This window comes from Pontibaca methylaminivorans (assembly GCF_900156525.1).
In the GTDB taxonomy this organism is placed as follows: domain Bacteria; phylum Pseudomonadota; class Alphaproteobacteria; order Rhodobacterales; family Rhodobacteraceae; genus Pontibaca; species Pontibaca methylaminivorans.
The window spans coordinates 1,789,794-1,804,752 of record NZ_FTPS01000001.1 but is presented as its reverse complement, the minus strand read 5'-3'; the positions used below and the strand labels follow the sequence as shown (position 1 = coordinate 1,804,752).

Genomic DNA, 14,959 nt, shown 5'->3' with positions numbered 1-14,959 from the left:
ATTCGCGTTCAGGCGGCGCATCTTCGGGCATCATACCGGTGGAGCGGGCCCGCGCCAAGAACGAGAGCCTCCCGGGCGCCCGCGCCCGGTCACGGAAACCGGCCGGCGGCTTTGCAGTCCGGGCCTTGCATCGCACCGGCCCTCTCAGTCGCGGTTTTTCCGGGCCGCCCGGCGCCATTCGCGGCAATTCTGCATTGCGGCGAATTGACGGTGCAGCATTGTTACGCTAGTTCTGACCCGACCGTAATATTGTTTCGAGACCGCACCATGGCCCAGAAAGACCGCCCCTGGCTCATCCGCACCTATGCGGGACATTCCACGGCCAAGGAAAGCAACGCCCTTTATCGCAGCAACCTGTCCAAGGGCCAGACCGGCCTTTCGGTGGCGTTCGATCTGCCGACGCAGACGGGTTATGACAGCGATCACGTGCTCGCACGGGGCGAGGTGGGAAAGGTCGGGGTGCCGGTCTGCCACCTTGGCGACATGCGCATGCTGTTCGATCAGATCCCGCTCGAACAGATGAACACGTCGATGACGATCAACGCCACCGCGCCCTGGCTGCTGTCGCTCTATATTGCCGTGGCCGAAGAACAGGGCGCCGACATCGGCAAGCTGCAGGGCACCGTTCAGAACGACCTGATCAAGGAATACCTGTCGCGCGGCACCTATGTCTGCCCGCCGAAACCGTCGCTGCGGATGATCGCGGATGTGGCCGAATACTGCTATCGCCACGTTCCCAAGTGGAACCCGATGAATGTGTGCTCCTACCACCTGCAGGAGGCCGGGGCGACGCCCGAGCAGGAGCTTGCCTTTGCGCTGGCCACCGCGATCGCGGTCCTGGACGAGCTGCGCCCCCGCGTCGCCGCCGAGGATTTCCCGGCGCTGGTCGGGCGGATTTCCTTCTTTGTGAATGCCGGAATCCGTTTCGTCACCGAAATGTGCAAGATGCGCGCCTTCGTCGATCTCTGGGACGAGATCTGCCGGGAACGCTATGGCGTCGAGGACGCGAAATACCGCCGCTTCCGCTATGGCGTGCAGGTGAACAGCCTCGGCCTGACGGAGCCGCAGCCGGAAAACAACGTCTATCGCATCCTGCTCGAGATGCTCGCGGTCACGCTGTCGAAGAAGGCACGCGCGCGCGCGGTGCAGCTTCCGGCGTGGAACGAGGCGCTCGGCCTGCCGCGCCCCTGGGATCAGCAATGGTCCATGCGGATGCAGCAGATCCTGGCCTATGAGACCGACCTTCTGGAATATGACGATCTATTTGACGGCAACCCGGCGGTGGATGCGAAGGTCGAGGCGCTCAAGGAAGGCGCGCGCGCCGAACTGGCCAACCTCGAAAGCATGGGCGGGGCGATCTCGGCCATCGACTACATGAAATCGCGGCTGGTGGAGTCGAATTCCGAACGCATGGCGCGCGTCGAATCGGGCGAAACCGTGGTGGTCGGCGTCAACAAGTTCACCACCAGCGAACCCTCGCCGCTGGTCGGCGAGGACGGCGGCATCATGGTGGTCGATCCGGCCGCGGAACAGGCCCAGATCGACCGGCTGAACGCCTGGCGCCGCGATCGTGACGAGGCGAAGGTGCAGGCCGCCCTGTCGGAGCTGCGCGCCGCCGCGAGCGAGGGGCGCAACATCATGGAACCGTCGATCGCCGCCGCCAAGGCCGGGGCGACCACGGGCGAATGGGCCGACCAGATGCGCGCGGTTCACGGCACCTATCGCGGCCCGACCGGCGTTTCCGGGTCGGTCTCGAATCGCACCGAGGGGCTGGACGATCTGCGCGAGGCCGTGGATGCGGTGAGCCGCCGCCTGGGCCGGCGGATGAAGCTGCTGATGGGCAAGCCGGGCCTCGACGGGCATTCGAACGGGGCCGAGCAGATCGCCGTGCGCGCCCGCGACGTGGGCATGGACATCGTCTATGACGGCATCCGCATGACACCCGAGGAAATCGTCAATGCCGCGATCGACGAACAGGCCCATGTGCTGGGCATTTCGGTCCTTTCGGGCAGCCATATCCCCCTTGTGCGCGAGGTCATGGAGCGCCTTCGCGAGGCCGGAATGGGACATGTCCCGGTTATTGTAGGCGGGATCATTCCCCGGGACGATGCAAGGCGTTTGACGGAAATGGGCGTGGCAAAGATTTATACGCCCAAGGATTTCGAACTGAACGTCATCATGATGGATATGGTTGCGCTGGTCGATCAGAAGCCGGTCGCGGCGCAATAAGCAGAATAAAGCCATTTTCCATTTGGTTTCCACTTCCCTGCCGGACCGCTCTTGACTCGGGCCAAGAGTGGCGCAAGTAGAGATTCAATATTCCGATCTCCAAGGGAATGAGGCAATCATGGAATTCAAACTTGATGAAATGTCGCGCAGCGATCTGCAGCATTTGCAGGCCGAAGTCGAAAAGGCCCTGAAGAAGGCCGAGAAGCGCGACCGTCGCGAGGCCCTTCGCGCCGCCGAGCAGGCCGCCGCCGAATTCGGTTATCCGCTCGATGAATTGCTCGGCGCCGCCCCGGCAGGTGTCGCGGGTGGAAAACTCCCGCCCAAGTATCGCAACCCCGGCAACCCCGATCAGACCTGGTCCGGGCGCGGACGCCGGCCCCGCTGGCTTGTGGAAGCCCAGCAGCAGGGGCGGCCGCTCTCTGAATTCAAGATCTGACGGATCGGACATTTCCCTTAGGGAAAGGGCGGGCCGGGTGCCGCGATTGCGTCATGATCCCGCATTGCGTTTTGCGGCGTTTCCGCCAGATGACACCCGGCTTCCTTCCATCGGCCGCTTTGTGCCGGACAAATGACAGGGCCTGTTCACGCTTGTTCGGAACGGGCCCGTTTACGTTTTCATGTAATGGAAACGCCATTCGGCATATATGCCGATAACGCAAATCATCACAACTGCGTGAGCCGGGAAATCGTCAGGCTGACCGCACGCAACTCGCGGCTTTTCGGGCGCAGGCGCGACAATAACCGGGACAGCCGGCCCAACCAGCCGAGCCTGCGGGAAAGTGCGGCAATCCGGGTGCGGGCGCCTTCCGGTGCGGCCTGCGCATAGGCCGCCAGCATGGCGTCGGCACAGCGGCTGTCATTGGGCCAGTGGCTGAAGCAGCTCTGGACAAAGATCACCACATCCCATGCCTGCCAGTAGGGGCTGTGGCGCGCCGGTGAAAACCGCTCAAGATCAATGAACCGTGCAACGCGGCCGTCCCAGCAGACATCGCGCGGCGTCGGGCGCCCGTGCGAGAACCCGGCCCGATGCACCTGCCCGAGCCCGGCGCCTGCGGCAGCGAAAGCGCGCAGCACCTCGCCATCCGGCCCGCCCCGGTCCCGCAAAAGGCCCATGAGCGACGGCCCGGCATCCGCAAGCACAAGGAAATCCGCACCCTCCAGCAGGATTTCCGGCACCGGCAGCCCGCTTGCGGCAAAGGCCGCAAGCCCCGCGCGCTCACGCTCGAAAGCGCGCGCGGGGTCGCCTTTCTGGATCCGCAGCCGCAGCGAAAGCCGCTCGATGCGCTTGAGCCAGGCCCGGCGGCCGTCATCCAGCGTAATCGCCATGATCCGCTGCGGCGGCTTCGCCAGCGCCGCCTCTACCGCCTGTTTCAGATCGTTCTCCGCCATGGCGCCAGTCCATTCCGCAATCCGCCCCCGCATAGGCACGGGAACGGGCGAAAGTGCAAGCATTCCGGCGGATTTCGCCCCCCGGTTTCAGCCGGGGTGATCCTCCGCGGTCGATGTCAGAAAGCGCGCCTCGCGCCAGGCGATCGCCGCCTTAACACCATCGCGGTTCAGGATTTCCTTGAAAACGCGCGATTCATCGGTCTCGGTGGTCTCGATCTCCACATCGAGGTCCAGCGCCTGTCGCAACGCCGCCTCGAAGCCCATGGCGGAATAGCTGCGGTTGATCGCCTGTTTGGTCAGCCGCACCGCGTTGCCGTCGAGCAATGCCGCGCGCCGCGCCATGTCGAGCGCCGCCTCGCGCAGCCGCTCGGGGGCCACCACCCCGTTCACGAGCCCAAGCGCCTCGGCCCGCCGGGCCTCCACCCGGTCGTTGCCGAACAGCAGCATCTCGCGCGCGAGTTTCGATCCGCCAAGCCAGGGCAGCAGCAGCGCAACGATGCCCGAGCCGAACTTCGGCTCCGGCTCGCCGAACAGGGCGTCCTCGCTCGCCAGGGTCACGTCGCAGGCCATGGCAAGCTCGAAACCGCCGCCCAGAACATATCCCTGCACCGCGGAAATCGTCGGTTTCGGGCTGTTCCAGAACCGCATGATCATGTGGAAATCGGCCTCGAGCATGGCTTTCATCGCCCGGGGGTCCGCCTCGGGGTCAAGCTCGCCAAGGTCGAAACCGGCGGAAAACGCCCGTCCCTCGCCCCGCAGCAGGATGACCCGCACCGCGGGGTCGCGCTCGGCCGCATCCATGGCGGATTCGATCGCGCCCACCATGGGCGCGGTGATCGCGTTCAGCTTGTCGGCGCGGTTCAGCACGATCTCGGCCACCGGTCCCGAACGCGTCAGGATCACGAGATCAGTCATGGCCCGTCCCTCCGTCGCCGCCCGCCGCCACCGGAACGACAAGACAGTCGAGCGCGGTGATGCCCCCCTCCCCCGCCAGAACCGGATTGATATCGAGTTCGGCAATCACGTCGCCAAGGTCGCTTGCCAGGTCGCCAAGCCGCACCAGCGCATCGGCAACCGCCGCCTTGTCACAGGGCGGGGCGCCGCGGATCCCGTCAAGCACCGGCGCAAGCTGCAGCCGGCCGATCATGTCCCGGGCCTCGTCGATCCCGAGCGGCGCCATGGCCAGCTGGCTGTCGCGCAACAGTTCGATCCAGATGCCGCCGAAGGCCACCATGACGAAACTGCCGAACTGCGCGTCGCGCAGCAGCCCGAAAGCCATCTCGGCCTGCCCGTCGACCATGGCGCTCAGCAGCACCCGCGGACCAAGGCGCGCGGCCAGCGCGTCATGGGCCCGCGCCACCGCATCCTCCGAATCCAGTCCGAGCACGACGCCGCCGACGTCGCTCTTGTGCAGGATGCCGGGCTGCGCCGTCTTCATCACGAGCGGAAAGCCGAGGTCGCGGGCGGCGGCAATCGCCTCCTCGCGCGTCACGGCGACGCGATGCGCGGGCGTTCCGATCCCGTAATCGGCAAGCAGCGCATAGCCTTCGTCCTCGGTCAGCGGCGCATCGCGCCCGGCCAGCAACTCCCGCCAGTGGCTGGCACGGGGGTTTTCCGGCCGGGGCTGTCCGCTCCCGGCGGCGCGGGCGCGGAAGTCGCGATAATCCATCGCGTGCCGCACCGCCCGCAGCGACGGCGTCGTGCCGTCCAACACCGCGACCCCCGCCCGTGCCAGCCGCAGGGCCAGCTTGCGATGGCTCCATGCGCCGAAATTGGTCATCAGGACCAGCGGCTTGTCGCTGTCGCGCGCAACCGAAAGACAGACCCCCGCATAGGCATCATGCAGGTCGAGATTGTCGCAAAGATCGGCCACGAACATGCCGATCCCGGTCGCCGGGTCGCGCATGAGCGCTGACAGGCAGGTTTCGAACACGGCCTCGAAATCGCGCCCGGTGCCCCAGGCATCGACCGGATTGACCGGCGTCAGCCCGTAATCGAGCGTTGCGGCGAGGGTGTCGCGTGTCTGCGCCCCGATCTCGGCCAGCGGAACGCCAAGGTCCTCGGCGCGGTCAACGATCAACTGGCGCTCGCCCCCCGAGTCGAGGATCGCCGACAGCCCCCCGGGCGCCGCCCGGCGCCCCGCGGTCAAAAGCATCGCCGTCGCGGCAAGTTCATCGAGGTCGCGCACCGAAATCACCCCGTGGCGGCGGAACAGCGCCTCGTAAACCGCCGTATCCCCGGCAATGGCGCCGGTGTGGCTGAGCGCAAAGGCCGCCCCCGCCGCCGACTTCCCGAGCTTGAGCACGATGACCGGAATGTCGCGCTCCCGCGCCCGCTCCAGCGCGTTCACGAAGCGGTCCGGGTCGCGGATCGCCTCCAGCACCAGCGCGATCGCGCGGGTCGAGGGCTGATCCAGCGCGTGATGCATGAAATCGGCCGCGGTCGCGCCGAGTTCCTGTCCCGTCGATACGGCAAGGTTGAAGCGCAGGCGCTCGTCATTGAACACCAGCGCCTGCAGCAGCGAACCGGACTGCGCGATGCAGGTCAGCCCGCCCTTTTCCATGGTCTCGGGCTGAAGGGCCGAAAACGCGTGCAACCCATGGTCGAGATTGAAAAAACCCATGCAGTTCGCACCGCATATGACGACCCCCGCCGCCCGCGCGCGATCCGCGATCCGCTGCCGCAGCCCCTCGTCGCCCTCGACCTCGGCACTGGCAAAGATCACGAGCGCCTTCACCCCATGGGCAATGGCCTCTTCGACCACCTGTTCCAGAACCCGGTTCGGGACCGAAAGCACCGCCAGATCGACGGGGCCGGGCAGGCTTGCCAGGTCGGGATGGCACGGATAGCCGTAAAGCGTCCGATAGGAGGGGTTGACCGCATGGATCTCCCCGTCAAAACCGCCCTGCAGGACGTTGCGGACCATGCTGCTGCCGACGCTGTTGCGCTTCTTCGAGGCGCCGACCAGCGCGATCGACCGGGGCCGCAGCAATGCGTCAAGCCGCCCGCGCTGCGCCTCCGCGCCGGAAATCCCCGCTTCCCGATCCAGCATGGCACGCCCTCCACCAAAGACATGCCAGTCATAACATCGCCAACTCACCGCCAAGCCGTCCGGAAACGACACGAATCCGCCCCGCAATGTCCTGTCAGCGACAATCTGCGCCGCGCCATGGCGCAGAACCCTTGCGGCAGGCGCTGCCGCAGGCTAGATCAGGCCCGATATGGGGTGATTAGCTCAGTTGGTAGAGCGCTTCGTTTACACCGAAGATGTCGGGAGTTCGAGTCTCTCATCACCCACCATTCCATCCCCCGTAGCAACGAAAACACCCGGCGCGCATCATGGATGCAGGCTTGCGCCCGGTCGCGGGCTGCAGCGGTCAGGTTCAGAACCTAATCGTCTGCCGCCGCGATATCGGGCAGCGGGACGATCACGACGTCCCCGTTGCGGATATGCCGCTCGGAAAGCAGATGGTCGGAGAAATGCCGCACCTCGCCGACCGGGCCGCGCAGGATCGAGACCTCCATGCACATTGCCGGGTCAAGATGCACATGCAGGCTCGAAACCTGGAGCGCATGATGCGAGTGATGCGCCGAGGTGACTTTCTGCGTCAACTCGCGCGCATGATGGTTATAGGTGTAGATCACCACCGCAACGCAATCCGCATCCGGGGCATCGGCGGCGCGGGTCCGTGCAAGGCCCATCCGCGTCAGATCGCGAAGCGCCTCGGAGCGGGTGCGGTATCCCCGCTCGCGCATCACCGCGTCGAGGACCGTCATCAGCTCGTCGTCCAGTGTCACGGTCACGCGCTGCATGACGCATGCCCTCCTTCCCTGTTTGCCATTCTGGCCATCCTGCTGCCGGGCGGGAACTACCCGTTCTGGTAATTCCGGCGTCTCTCCCGCCGCGATATGCAAAACCCGTGAAGGTTGCATACAGAGAGGGGGGGGACTGCTGTGGACCATCCAGGGGAGTCGGTGCGCCGCATCCGGGGGCTTGTGCTTGCGGGTGCCTTAGCCCTCGCGGCGTTTCACTCGCCCGTGGAGGCCGCAGAGCGCGATACGCTGGTGCTTGCCATCGGCGGCGAACCTGACACCGGCTTCGATCCGGTCATGGGATGGGGCAGCTACGGCAATCCGCTGTTCCAGTCCACGCTGCTGCAGCGCGACAGCGAACTGGAGATCCAGCCCGACCTGGCCACCGACTGGCAGCTTTCCGAAGACCGCCGAACCTGGACCATCACGTTGCGCGAGGATGTCCGGTTCTCCGACGGCACCCCGCTGACCGCCCATGACGTGGCTTTTACGTTCAACACCGCGAAAGAGGCCGCCGGCGAAGTGGACCTCGACGTGATGCAACGGGCCGAGGCGCTGGATGACCGGACCGTTCGTATCACCCTGTCGCGGCCGTGGATCACCTTTACCGAGAACTTCGTGACCCTCGGCATTGTCCCCAGAGACAGCTACGGGCCGGATTACGCGCGCGCACCGCTTGGGTCGGGCCCTTACCGCTTTCTGTCCTGGACCGAGGGCGAACAGTTGATCGTCGAACGGAACGAATATTATCACGGTCCGCAGGCTGCGTTCCGGCGCATCACCTTCCTGTTCACCGGTGCGGATGCGGGACTGGCGGCGGCGTTCTCCGGCAAGGTGGACATGGTCGCCGTCCCGGCGCCGCTTGCCGACACCGTGCCGGAGGGCTTTCACGCCCTGGCGGTGCCGACCGTCGACAACCGGGGGCTGAGCCTGCCGTTCCCCGAACCGCGCGAAGAGGACGGGCGGAGAATCGGCCATGCGGTCACATCGGATCCGGCGATCCGGCGGGCGGTCAATCTCGGGATCGACCGCGATGCCGTGGTCGAGGTCGCCCTGCTCGGCCATGGAACGCCGGCCTTCGGCCCGGCCGATGGCCTGGCCTGGGCCGGTGAGCATGACCAGGGGATCCATGACCCCGAGGCCGCAATCGCCCTGCTGGAAGAGGCCGGCTGGCACGAAGGGGCGGACGGCGTGCGGGCAAGGGACGGGATCAGGGCGGAATTTCCGATCCACTACCCGGCCGGTGACGCCACCCGCCAGGCGCTGGCGGAAACCACGGCGGAGCTCCTGCGCCCGCTTGGCATTCAGGCCACGCCCCGCGGCAGCAGCTGGGATGCGATCCGGCGGGTGATGAATTCCGAACCGGTCGTCTTCGGGTTCGGCAGTCATTCACCGTGGCAGCTTTACAGCATCTACGCCGAGCGGCTGGGCGGCGTCGACTATATGAACCCGACATATTACGCCAACCCCCGGGTCGAGGCCCTGTTCGAACAGGCCCAGTCCGCGGAAAGCTATGATGCCTCGATACCCTTCTGGTCCGCGGCGGCAGAGCATTACGGCATTGCCGGGGACAATGCCTGGCTCTGGCTGGTGAACCTCGACCACGTCTATCTGGTGAACGACTGTCTCGACCTCGGCCCGGCCCGGATCGAGCCGCACGGGCACGGCTGGCCGATCACCGCGACGCTGGCCAACTGGACATGGACATGCCCCTGACGAAGCGGACCCCCGGGAACGAGTCCGTGCCGGCCGGTGCTGCGCTCGTCTCCGGGGTGTTGCGGTTGTGTCTGGTGCTGTTCTGCGTCGCGGTCGCGGTGTTCCTGCTGATGAAGCTGTCGCCCATCGACCCGGTTGATGCCTATCTCGGCCCGGCGATGGCCCGGCTCGGCCCCGAACACAAGGAGCGGATTGCAGAAGCCTGGGGACTGAACCGCCCCCTGGCCGAGCAGTTCCTGCTCTGGGCCGGCCATCTGCTGCGCGGGGAACTGGGCTGGAGCACCACATACAATGCGCCGGTCGGGACGGTTCTCGCCGACCGGATCGGCGCATCGTTCGCACTGAGCGGTCTTGCCTGGCTGCTGTCGGGAGTTCTCGGCTTCGCGCTTGGCCTGGTCGCGGCGATCCTGCAGGGGGGATGGACCGACCGGATCATCCGCCTCTGGTGTTACCTGCTGGCTTCGACACCGACCTTCTGGCTGGCGATGCTGATGCTGATGCTGTTCTCGGTCCACCTGGGATGGACCCCGATCTGCTGCGCCGGACCGGTCGGAGTCGACCCGCAAGACATCGGCCTCGGACAGAGACTGCATCATCTGCTGTTGCCGCTGCTGGCGCTGACCCTGTTCGGCGTGGCCCAGATCGCGCTGCATACGCGGGTCAAGGTGATCGAGGTGCTCGGATCCGACCATGTCATCTTTGCCCGCGCGCAGGGAGCGGGCCGCGCCGATATCGCCCTGCGCCACGCCGCCCGCAACGCGGCGCTGCCGGCGCTGACCCTGCTTTGCGCCACGACCGGGGAAATCTTCGGCGGCTCGATCCTTGCCGAACAGGTCTTTGCCTGGCCCGGCTTGGGGCGCGCCAGCATCGAGGCCGCCCGGCAGGGTGACGTGCCGCTGTTGCTGGCGATATCGCTCCTGACCGCGCTGGTCGTCACCTCGGCGAATATCCTGGCCGATCTCATGAGCCGTTTTGTCGATCCCCGGATGCGGAGCGCGCCATGACGGCCGCCCTCGCCAACGGCCGGATCAGAACCGCGGGGGCGGGCGGGCTGGCGGCACTTGCGGTCCTCGGGGTCGTGACAGCGGCATGGCTGATCGGAGACGCCGGGATGCGCGCCGATTTCCCGGCACGGCTGCTGCCGCCGCAGGCTGCGCATCCCTTCGGCACCGATCACATGGGGCGCGACAACCTGGCGCGCACGCTCCATGGCCTGACCCTCAGCCTGCAGATCGGGTTCCTGGCCGCCACGATCTCGACGCTGATCGCGCTCCTGGCCGCGGTGATTGCCGGATGGGGGCGCTGGTGCGATGCGCTGATCGGCGGGCTGACGGATGTGATGCTGGCCATGCCGCATCTGCTCCTGCTGCTCATGATCTGTTTCGCGCTTGGCGGCGGAACCCAGGCGGTCATCATCGCGGTGGCGCTGTCGCATTGGCCGCGGCTTGCGCGGATCCTGCGGGCCGAACTCATGCAGATCATGGCCGCCCCCTGGATCGAGGTCTCGGCGGGTCTTGGCCGCTCACGCCTGTTCATCCTGCGGCACCATGTCCTGCCGCATCTGATGCCGCAGGTCATGGTCGGGTTCCTGCTGATGTTCCCGCACGCGATCCTGCACGAAGCGGGCCTGACCTTCCTCGGGTTCGGGCTGGAGCCCTCGCGCCCGGCGATCGGCGTGATGCTGTCGGATTCGATGCGGCATCTGGTGGCCGGGCGCTGGTGGCTTGCGCTCTTTCCCGGCGCCGCGCTGCTGGCGCTGGTTCTCTGTTTCGAAATGCTGGGCGGCGGCTTGCGCCGCCTGACCGATCCGAGGGAGGCAAGACTGTGACGAAACTGCTCGAGGTGCGCGATCTGTCGGTCGCCTTCTATCGCTATCGCGCTTTTTTCAAACGGGACGAGATCACCCGGCTGGACGGGTTGTCCTTTACGCTGGAACCCGGAGAGGTGATGGCCGTGATCGGCAGTTCCGGCGCGGGCAAAAGCCTGCTTGCGCTGGCGCTTCTCGGACTTCTGCCCCCGAATGCGGGGCAGACCGGGACAATCCGGTTCCGTGGCCGCGACATGGATGCGGCGGGGCTTGCGCGTCTGCGCGTGCGCGAAATCGGATTGGTGCCGCAGCAGGTCAGCCATCTCGATCCGCTGGCGCGCACCGGTGCCCAGATCGGCCGGGCTGCAGCCCGGGCCTCGGTCGTGCCGCGGATTTCGGAACGGCTTGTCGCGGTCGGGCTGCAGGAATCGGCCGCGCGCCTGTATCCGCATCAGCTTTCCGGCGGGATGGCGCGGCGAGTGATGATCTGCGCGGCCGAGCTTGGCAGCGCCTCCATCCTGGTCGCGGATGAACCGACCGCCGGCCTTGACCCGGCGAACCGCGATATCGTCCTGTCCCGATTGCGCGCCCGGGCCGACCGCGGGAGCGCGGTGCTGCTGATCAGCCACGACCTTGTCTCGGTTCTGCCGTTCGCCGACCGCGTGCTGCTTCTGGAGGACGGGGTCATGCGCGGCGAGGAACCTGCGGCCCGTTTCTCGACCGCGGGGGCACGGGCGTTATCGGATTACGCCTCGGCGCTCTGGCGGGCGCTGCCGCAGAACGGATTTGCCGGCCATGCTTGAGGCACGGGCGGTCAGCGCCGGTCATGGCGGGCTGGTCCTGTTCCGGGATCTGGACCTCACGATCGCACCGGGGCAGGTTCTGGGACTGGCCGGGCCTTCGGGCTGTGGCAAGACCACGCTTGGCCGGGTGCTGGCGGGGTTGCACCGTCCGTTCCGCGGCGCGGTCCGGGTGGATGGCCGCCCGGTTGCAGCGCCGGGCAATCGGCCGGTGCAATATCTGCACCAGGCGCCGCTGATGGCGATGAACCCGCGCTGGCGCGTCGCCCGGGTGATCGCCGAGGCAGCCCCGCCCTCGCCCGAGCTCGCCCGCCGCGTCGGCGTGACCGAAGAGCTTCATGACCGGTTCCCGCACGAGCTTTCGGGCGGTCAGTTGCAGCGGGTCGCCATCCTGCGCAGTCTTGGCGCGGCGCCCCGTTATCTGGTTGCCGATGAAATCAGTTCCGCCATGGATCCCCTGTCACAGGCCAGAATCTGGCGTCTGCTGTGCAGCCTTGCCGAGGAATTCGGCATCGGCATCCTGGCAATCTCGCATGACCGGGCGCTGCTTGGCCGGATCGCCGGTGACATCCTGAATCTTGCGACGCTGGAGCGGGAACCGGGGTGGGGTTTCATCGAGTCCCATATGGGATGTCCGGCTCACCGCTCCTCGGCCTAGATCGCCAGATAGGTTCTGGCCGTCTCGGGGTCGGCGAGCGCGGCGGGCGGGATTTCGGCGATGATCTGTCCCTTGTCCATGACAAGGCAACGGTCTGCCACCATCTGTATGAGACTGAGATTCTGCTCCACGATCACGATGGTCAGCCCGCGTTCCGCACTCAGGCGCATGATGGCGCGGCCGATGTCCTGGACGATCGAGGGCTGAACCCCCTCGGACGGCTCGTCCAGCAGCATGATCTGCGGCTGTCCGACGATGATCCGCGCGATGGCGAGTTGCTGCTGTTCGCCCCCGCTCATCGAGCCGGCCGGCTGCTGGAGCCGTTTTTCCAGGATCGGGAAATAATCGAACGCGGCCTTGAGGTTCAGCTCTTTCGCGGCCCCGACCCCCTGACCCAGCTCCAGGTTCGCCGCGACGGACAGCTTGCCGAAGATTTCGCGCCCCTGCGGCACATAGCCCATTCCAAGGGCCGCCCGACGGGGCACGGACAGGTTGGTGATGGGTCGTCCCGCCAGTTCTATCGTGCCCGAATGCACCGGGATCTGCCCGATCAGGCTGCGCATCAGCGTGGTCTTTCCGACGCCGTTGCGCCCGATGATCGCCAGTATCTCGCCCCGCTTCACGGCAAAGCTGATGTCCTCGACGATCTTCACCTTGCCATAGCCGGAATGAAGATTGGTCAGGCGCAAGAGAGCTTCGTCAGTCATCACTCGGTCCCCAGATAGATCTTCTGCACGCGCGGATCCGCCGCCATCTCCTCGAAGGTGCCCTGAGCGAAGAGCGCGCCATAATGCAGGACGCTGGTGCGGCCGCACAGCGAGCGGATGAAGCCCATGTCGTGCTCGATCACCACCACGGTGACCTTCGCGGCATTCAGGTCGCGGATGATTTCTGCTGTCAGGTGGGTTTCCTCGGGCCCGAGCCCCGCGGTCGGCTCGTCAAGCAGCAGGAGGTCCGGCTCCGAGGCCATGGCGGTGGCGATGGCCAGCCATTGCTGCTGCCCGTGCGAGATATGCTTCACAAGGCGGTCCGGCGACACGTCCAGCCGGACCCGGGCCAGCAGTTCCTCGGCCTTGCCGGGTATTTCGGGCGGGCTGAAGCGGCGGCGCAGGGCCGGATAGAGATTCTGCAGGACGGACAGGTCGCCGAATGTCCGCAGGTTCTGGAACTTGACCGACAGCCCGCGCCGCGCCCGGGCATAGGCCGGCAGGCGGGTCACGTCCTGCCCCTTGTAGAACACCCTGCCGGTGGTGGGGCGTTCCGTTCCCATGATGGTCTTGAAAAAGGTGCTCTTGCCGGCGCCGTTCGGGCCGAGAATGCAGTGAATCTCGCCCTGCCGGACCGAAAGGTTAAGGCCATTCAGGGCCCGGACACCGCCATAGGCCTTGACCACGTCGCGCACTTCAAGGAGGGGGGGAGAGCTTGGCATGTTCATTCGCCGGTTACCTTCCTGATATCCGTGGTGATGCCCCGCCGGCGCGGCACGGCCAGCCAGCGGCCGAGCCACCCGCCAATGGTCATGACCACGCCTTCGCGCGCCACCAGCATGGCGACCACGAGGATGAGGCCGAGGACGAACAGGGAAATCTCGCCGTAGCTGGCCAGTTGCAGCGACAGCCAGCAAAGCGCGATGGTCGAGATGATGACCGACATCATATCCTTGCGCCCGCCGACCGCGACCCAGATCACCACGAGGATGTTCGGGGCCACGCTGAAACCGTCGGGGTGGATATAAGTGCCCCAGGCGGTATAGAGCGTGCCTGCGAGGCCCGCGATTCCGCCCGAGAGACAGAACACCACGAGTTGCACGCGGCGCACGTCGTAGCCGAAGGTCTCGGCCCGTTCGAGATCCTCGCGGCAGGCCTGCATCACGTAGCCGAAGCTGGAATTCACCAGAAGGCGCAGGCCGAGGAAAACCAGCACCAGCACCGCCAGGCACAGCCAGTAGAACGAGGTCTGGCGGCCGTCGAATTCAGCGACGAGGGACCCGGCGCCCAGCGTGATGGTCGGAATCTGCGGATCACCCGGCGCGAGCGGTTTCAGCCCGTTCATTCCGCCGAGCGCGGCCTTGCCGATATGCCAGGCCGGATCGGCGGTCTGCCGCATGAACAGGCCAAGCAGCAGCGAGACGACCAGCGTCAGGATCGCCACATAGACCCCGTGCAGCCGGCGGTAGAACATCATCAGGCCAAGGATCATTGCGGCCCCGGCCGGCACCGCGATTCCGCCGAGGATCGCCAGCCAGGTATTGCCGTGGGCGTCAATGGTATTGATCCCGATGATGCCGAACGCGTAACCGCCGATGCAGTAGAACGACGCCTGGCCCAGGCTGAGGATCCCGCAATAGCCCCAGATCAGGCACAGGCTGAGCGCGAGAATCGCCGATATGAAGAAGCTGCTGGCGGTGATGACCTGATACCGGGAGACGAAATTCGGCAACATTACCGCGATGATGATCAGTACCAGGGTGAACCCCCAGAACCAGGCGCTGTTTCCCAGCGTCTGCGGGCCGTTCAGGCGGCGAAGAAGAGACCGGATGGACGCCAT

14 protein-coding genes and 1 tRNA gene are annotated in these 14,959 nt (G+C 66.2%); 8 read left to right on the top strand and 7 right to left on the bottom strand.

From position 1 onward, the window contains the following. Positions 1-267: 267 nt before the first annotated feature. Together B0B01_RS08815 and B0B01_RS08810 are read left to right on the top strand one after the other, a co-directional pair. Positions 268-2,229 (top strand): protein meaA, encoded by a 1,962-nt coding sequence (locus B0B01_RS08815; protein WP_076649522.1) that lies wholly within the window; start codon positions 268-270, stop codon positions 2,227-2,229. 67 nt (positions 2,230-2,296) lie between these two features. Further along, positions 2,297-2,665 carry an H-NS histone family protein gene (locus B0B01_RS08810; RefSeq protein WP_327082986.1) on the top strand — a complete coding sequence of 123 codons (369 nt, stop codon included), beginning with the start codon at positions 2,297-2,299 and terminating at the stop codon, positions 2,663-2,665. Positions 2,666-2,892: 227 nt separating this feature from the next. On the opposite strand, the gene B0B01_RS08805 is transcribed toward B0B01_RS08810, so the two are convergent. The 3 genes from B0B01_RS08805 to B0B01_RS08795 all read right to left on the bottom strand — a co-directional run bounded on the left by B0B01_RS08805 (position 2,893) and on the right by B0B01_RS08795 (position 6,670). Next, entirely contained in the window at positions 2,893-3,618 is a 726-nt protein-coding gene (locus tag B0B01_RS08805; RefSeq protein ID WP_076649520.1) for a BUD32 family EKC/KEOPS complex subunit, read from the bottom strand. Between the two features lie 87 nt (positions 3,619-3,705). Then, positions 3,706-4,533, bottom strand: coding sequence for an enoyl-CoA hydratase/isomerase family protein (locus tag B0B01_RS08800; protein WP_076649519.1), 828 nt, complete (start codon positions 4,531-4,533; stop codon positions 3,706-3,708). After that, entirely contained in the window at positions 4,526-6,670 is a 2,145-nt protein-coding gene (locus tag B0B01_RS08795; protein ID WP_076649518.1) for an acetate--CoA ligase family protein, read from the bottom strand. The genes B0B01_RS08800 and B0B01_RS08795 overlap by 8 nt, the downstream gene beginning before the upstream one ends. Positions 6,671-6,842: 172 nt before the next feature. On the opposite strand from B0B01_RS08795, the gene B0B01_RS08790 reads away from it, so the two are divergent. Then, a tRNA-Val gene (locus B0B01_RS08790) sits at positions 6,843-6,918 on the top strand. 90 nt (positions 6,919-7,008) lie between these two features. Here the strand turns inward: B0B01_RS08790 and nikR are convergent. Beyond that, positions 7,009-7,431 (bottom strand): nickel-responsive transcriptional regulator NikR, encoded by a 423-nt coding sequence (gene nikR / locus B0B01_RS08785; RefSeq protein WP_076649517.1) that lies wholly within the window; start codon positions 7,429-7,431, stop codon positions 7,009-7,011. A 162-nt stretch (positions 7,432-7,593) separates the two neighbouring features. Between nikR and B0B01_RS08780 the strand changes: the two genes are divergently transcribed. From B0B01_RS08780 to B0B01_RS08760, 5 genes are read left to right on the top strand one after another with little or no spacing between them, the layout of a single operon-like run. Further along, the gene (locus tag B0B01_RS08780; RefSeq protein WP_076650137.1) at positions 7,594-9,147 is read left to right on the top strand and encodes an ABC transporter substrate-binding protein; all 1,554 of its coding nucleotides are present in this window, start codon (positions 7,594-7,596) and stop codon (positions 9,145-9,147) included. Beyond that, complete coding sequence (locus B0B01_RS08775) at positions 9,138-10,151, top strand: ABC transporter permease (protein WP_076649516.1); 1,014 nt, start codon at positions 9,138-9,140, stop codon at positions 10,149-10,151. Before B0B01_RS08780 ends, B0B01_RS08775 begins: the two co-directional genes overlap by 10 nt. After that, entirely contained in the window at positions 10,148-10,975 is an 828-nt protein-coding gene (locus B0B01_RS08770; protein ID WP_076649515.1) for an ABC transporter permease, read from the top strand. The genes B0B01_RS08775 and B0B01_RS08770 overlap by 4 nt, the downstream gene beginning before the upstream one ends. Then, positions 10,972-11,757 (top strand): ATP-binding cassette domain-containing protein, encoded by a 786-nt coding sequence (locus B0B01_RS08765; protein ID WP_083946123.1) that lies wholly within the window; start codon positions 10,972-10,974, stop codon positions 11,755-11,757. Before B0B01_RS08770 ends, B0B01_RS08765 begins: the two co-directional genes overlap by 4 nt. Continuing rightward, positions 11,750-12,412 carry an ABC transporter ATP-binding protein gene (locus tag B0B01_RS08760; RefSeq protein ID WP_076649514.1) on the top strand — a complete coding sequence of 221 codons (663 nt, stop codon included), beginning with the start codon at positions 11,750-11,752 and terminating at the stop codon, positions 12,410-12,412. Before B0B01_RS08765 ends, B0B01_RS08760 begins: the two co-directional genes overlap by 8 nt. On the opposite strand, the gene B0B01_RS08755 is transcribed toward B0B01_RS08760, so the two are convergent. The 3 genes from B0B01_RS08755 to B0B01_RS08745 are packed head-to-tail and all read right to left on the bottom strand — an operon-like array spanning position 12,409 to position 14,959. After that, positions 12,409-13,119: an ABC transporter ATP-binding protein gene (locus tag B0B01_RS08755; RefSeq protein WP_076649513.1), complete on the bottom strand. Its 711-nt coding sequence runs from the start codon at positions 13,117-13,119 to the stop codon at positions 12,409-12,411. The genes B0B01_RS08760 and B0B01_RS08755 overlap by 4 nt on opposite strands. Then, positions 13,119-13,847: an ABC transporter ATP-binding protein gene (locus B0B01_RS08750; protein ID WP_200805440.1), complete on the bottom strand. Its 729-nt coding sequence runs from the start codon at positions 13,845-13,847 to the stop codon at positions 13,119-13,121. Before B0B01_RS08750 ends, B0B01_RS08755 begins: the two co-directional genes overlap by 1 nt. After that, on the bottom strand, positions 13,844-14,959 hold the full coding sequence (locus B0B01_RS08745; RefSeq protein WP_076649512.1) for a branched-chain amino acid ABC transporter permease: 1,116 nt from the start codon (positions 14,957-14,959) through the stop codon (positions 13,844-13,846). Before B0B01_RS08745 ends, B0B01_RS08750 begins: the two co-directional genes overlap by 4 nt.

Coding starts and splice junctions, on each gene's coding strand:
- B0B01_RS08815 (WP_076649522.1), top strand. CDS start 268: ATGGCCCAGAAAGACCGCCCCTGGCTCATCCGCACCTATGCGGGACAT.
- B0B01_RS08805 (WP_076649520.1), bottom strand. CDS start 3,618: ATGGCGGAGAACGATCTGAAACAGGCGGTAGAGGCGGCGCTGGCGAAG.
- B0B01_RS08800 (WP_076649519.1), bottom strand. CDS start 4,533: ATGACTGATCTCGTGATCCTGACGCGTTCGGGACCGGTGGCCGAGATC.
- B0B01_RS08795 (WP_076649518.1), bottom strand. CDS start 6,670: ATGCTGGATCGGGAAGCGGGGATTTCCGGCGCGGAGGCGCAGCGCGGG.
- nikR (WP_076649517.1), bottom strand. CDS start 7,431: ATGCAGCGCGTGACCGTGACACTGGACGACGAGCTGATGACGGTCCTC.
- B0B01_RS08775 (WP_076649516.1), top strand. CDS start 9,138: ATGCCCCTGACGAAGCGGACCCCCGGGAACGAGTCCGTGCCGGCCGGT.
- B0B01_RS08770 (WP_076649515.1), top strand. CDS start 10,148: ATGACGGCCGCCCTCGCCAACGGCCGGATCAGAACCGCGGGGGCGGGC.
- B0B01_RS08760 (WP_076649514.1), top strand. CDS start 11,750: ATGCTTGAGGCACGGGCGGTCAGCGCCGGTCATGGCGGGCTGGTCCTG.
- B0B01_RS08755 (WP_076649513.1), bottom strand. CDS start 13,119: ATGACTGACGAAGCTCTCTTGCGCCTGACCAATCTTCATTCCGGCTAT.
- B0B01_RS08750 (WP_200805440.1), bottom strand. CDS start 13,847: ATGAACATGCCAAGCTCTCCCCCCCTCCTTGAAGTGCGCGACGTGGTC.
- B0B01_RS08745 (WP_076649512.1), bottom strand. CDS start 14,959: ATGGCGTCCATCCGGTCTCTTCTTCGCCGCCTGAACGGCCCGCAGACG.